The 3,292-nt window shown below is 74.5% G+C and carries 3 protein-coding genes; all 3 read right to left on the bottom strand.

Annotation, left to right across the window (positions count from 1 at the left end; genetic code table 11):
- The coding region (locus C667_RS21425; RefSeq protein ID WP_004383662.1) for a lytic murein transglycosylase at positions 1 to 768 on the bottom strand (768 nt) is incomplete at its 3' end.
- 115 nt (positions 769 to 883) lie between these two features.
- Entirely contained in the window at positions 884 to 2,956 is a 2,073-nt protein-coding gene (locus C667_RS21420) for a M1 family metallopeptidase (RefSeq protein ID WP_004383661.1), read from the bottom strand.
- Between the two features lies 1 nt (position 2,957).
- Positions 2,958 to 3,292 (bottom strand): PDZ domain-containing protein (locus C667_RS21415; RefSeq protein WP_004383660.1); only part of this gene is annotated, 335 nt, incomplete at its 5' end.

Raw genomic sequence — 3,292 nt, 5'->3', positions numbered from 1 at the left:
CATCGGCTGCTTGTTGCGGCGGCCGGCGTCGGAGGTGTCCATGCCGCGCGGCAGGCGCACCTCGAAGCCCCAGGGTAGCGTGCTGCGCCAGCCGGCGCGCTTGAGGAAGTTGGCGGTCGAGGCGAGCGCGTCGGGCACGCTGTCGATGAGGTCGCGGCGGCCGTCGCCGTCGAAATCCACCGCCAGGCGCATGAAGGTCGAGGGCATGAACTGGGTGTGGCCGAAAGCCCCCGCCCACGAGCCGGTCAGGCGCTCGGGGGCGACGTGACCCTCCTGCAGGATCTTCAGCGTGGTGAAGAACTCGCCGCGGAAGAAGGCCTGCCTGCGTCCGAAGCAAGATAGCGTGGACAGCGAGGTGAGCAGCGGCCGGCTGCCGAAGTTGCGCCCGTAGTTGCTCTCCACGCCCCACACCGCGACCACCGTCTCGGCATCGACGCCATAGCGGCGCTCGACCTCGGCGAGCACCTCCTGCCACTGCGCCAGCATCGCGCGCCCGTCGGCGACGCGCTCCTCGTCCACCAGCGCGGCGAGGTAGTCCCAGATCGGGGTGACGAACTCGGGCTGGGCGTCAAGGAAGCCGATCACCGCCATGTCGGGAGCGAGCGCGGCCGCATGGGTGTCGAAGGTGTCGCCGCGCACCCCCTTGGCCGCGGCCTCGCCGCGCAGCTTGGCGAGGCAGGATGCGAACGCGGCCTCGTCGGCAGCGGCGGAGAGGGGCAGCGAAAACGCCACGAGCGCGGCGGCGAGCAGGAGGGGGCGGGAAGTCATCAGGGCGGCCTGTCGTTCGATTGCGGATGGGCGCGGCAGTCTAGCACCGCGAGGAAGCGTGGCGGGCGCGGCGGCCGGACGGGCGGCGATGATCGGATGAAGGCGCCGTGCGCATTCAAGGCTCCACCGCCACCACCCGCCCGGGCGCCTCCCACACGCCGCGGGCGCTCGCGCGCGGGCCATCAAAGACCAGCCAGCTCTGGCTGCCGTAATGCGGCAGGGGGCGCTGCAGCGCGCGCAGGGCGGCGGGCTCGGCCGCGGCGATCACGGCGAGCGCCGGGCCGGCCTCGCGTTGCACGGTCCACACCCTGGCCGTTCCGCCCGCAGGCATGCCGTGGGGCTGCACCGGCAGGCCGGCACGAGCGAGCACCGCGGCCACCGCAGCGTCACTGCCGACGAGCAGCACCGGCCCGCCCGCGGTGGTCAGCACGGCAAGATCCCCCGTCGCCGGAGCCCGTTCGAACAGGCGCTCGGCCAGCGCCTGGGCCGCCTCGGCGAACGCCCTCCCTCCCCCGCCTGTCCCCGCGGCGCCCGCCTCCACCAGCGTGTCGGCGATCACCAGCCGCGGCGCGGCGGCGACGATCCACTGGCGCAGGATGGGCGGCAGCTGCGCGGCCTCGGGCAGGCGCCACAGGCGCAGCTCCGGATCGAGCGCCACCCCCTCGGGCACGAAGCCGACCGTCAGCTCTGCTTGTGCACGCCCTTCGGCAAACTCGACGACCCGGGTCTCGGAACGCTCGCCCGCCATGAGCTGCAGCGGCAGCCGCAAGGCATGCGCGGGTGCCGGCTGGGCCAGGCTCACCAGCAGGCGTGTCTCCTGCCCCGCCTGCTCCGCCACCCTCGCCCGCTCGATGCGCGGCGCCGGCCCGCCCGGCAGCTCCAGCCACTGCTGGAAGAAGCCCTGCAGCGAGCGCCCCGCCGATTCCTCGAACGCGGCGCGCAGCGCGTCCCAGCCTGCGATGCGGAAGCGCTCACGCTCCCAGAACAGGCGGATGCCGCGCGCGAAGGCGTCCTCGCCGATCTCGTCCTGCAGCATCACGAAGACCATCGCCGCCTTGCCGTAGCCCACCGCGGCCGCAGCGCCGTGGGTGCGCGAGCGGAACTCTGCGAGCGGCGCGTGCGCGCCTGCCGGCAGCGCGGCGAAGTCGCGCAGCCAGCCCAGGCGCATCTCGCGCGCGGCGGCGGCCGACTCCTCAGCCTTGTAGGCGTAGTCCGCCATGAAGGTGGTCAGGCCCTCCGACCAGTTGCCGCGCGCGTAGTCGACCAGCACGCCGTTGCCCCACCAGTTGTGCAGCACCTCGTGGCCGAGCGAGCTCGCGCGGATGAAGGGCAGGCGCAGCACCTGCTCGCCGATGTAGGTCAGCGTGGGCATGCCGAAGCCGGTCGGCAGCGGGCTCGCCACCACCGAGAACTCGGTGAAGGGGTAGGCGCCGATCTGCGCGGCGTAGCGCTCGATGTAGCGCTGGCTGTCGGCGAGGTAGGCCTCGGCCAGCCCGGCCTCGGCGTCGAGCGCGGCGGGGAAGTAGGTGCGCAGGCGCAGCGCCCGGCCGTCGGCCTGGGTGGCGAGGCGTTCGCGCACCAGCCAGGGCCCGGCCATCAGGTCGATGCCGTCGGTCGGGTGTTCGAACACGAAGCGCGCGCGATACGGCTCGCCCGCCGCGGAGGGGCGCTGCTCGTGCGCCAGACGCCCGGCGACCAGCGCCGGCTGGCCGCCGCGGACTACAAGGTCCACCTCGTAGGCGAAGAGCTCGGCCGGGCGCGGATACCAGCCGCTGCCGCTGGACAGGAAGCTGCCCGCGGGCGAAGCCATCGGCGGCATCGCCTGCAACACCTCGCGGTCGTCGCGCGCCTGCTCGAGGGCGGGGAGCCTGCCGCCGTAGCGCAGGCGCAACTCGGCGCCGGCCGGCGCATCCACCCGCCAGGCGCGCAGCGCACCACGGCTGCCGGCCGCACGCAGCGGCAGCACACGCCCGTCGGCGCTCGCCGCCTGCGGCTGCAGGGACTCGTGCAGCACGAAGCGGTAGCCTGCCTCGGGCACACGCAGCACGGCCTCGACCTGCAGCTCTCCAAGTCCCGGATCGAGCTCGACGACCAGGCGCAGCGTGGCGGGCGCGACCGCGGCCAGGGCGGCGGGAAGCCAGGCGAGCCAGCTGGCGAGGAGCAGCCCTCCAAGCAGCGCGCGCAGCATCTCAGCGCGCCTCGCGCGCGAAGCGCACCACCACCTCGACCGCCTTGCCCTCGCGCATCACCTGCAGCGGCAGCCAGGTCCCCGCCGGCTGGCGACGGACCTGGCCGATCAGCTGCCCGGAGCGCTTCACCGGCACCCCCGCCGCCTCGGTGATCAGGTCGCCGCGGCGCAGCCCGGTGCGCTCGGCGAGGCTGCCCGGAGTGAGCTCGACAATGCGGACGCCGCCCTCCGCATCCTCCAGGCCGACGCCGAGCCGTGGCGGCGGAGGCGGCGGCTGGCGCAGCGCCGGCACGGCGAACACCGCGTCGGCGAGGCCGGCGGGCAGCTCGGCGCAGG

The organism is Thauera phenylacetica B4P, assembly GCF_000310225.1.
Taxonomy (GTDB): domain Bacteria; phylum Pseudomonadota; class Gammaproteobacteria; order Burkholderiales; family Rhodocyclaceae; genus Thauera; species Thauera phenylacetica.
Note: the sequence above shows the minus strand (reverse complement) of the source record. Positions and strands in the feature narration are given on the sequence as shown.

Bases quoted from the DNA above. Each gene is read 5' to 3' on its own strand.
- C667_RS21420 (WP_004383661.1), bottom strand. From the start codon at position 2,956: ATGCTGCGCGCGCTGCTTGGAGGGCTGCTCCTCGCCAGCTGGCTCGCC.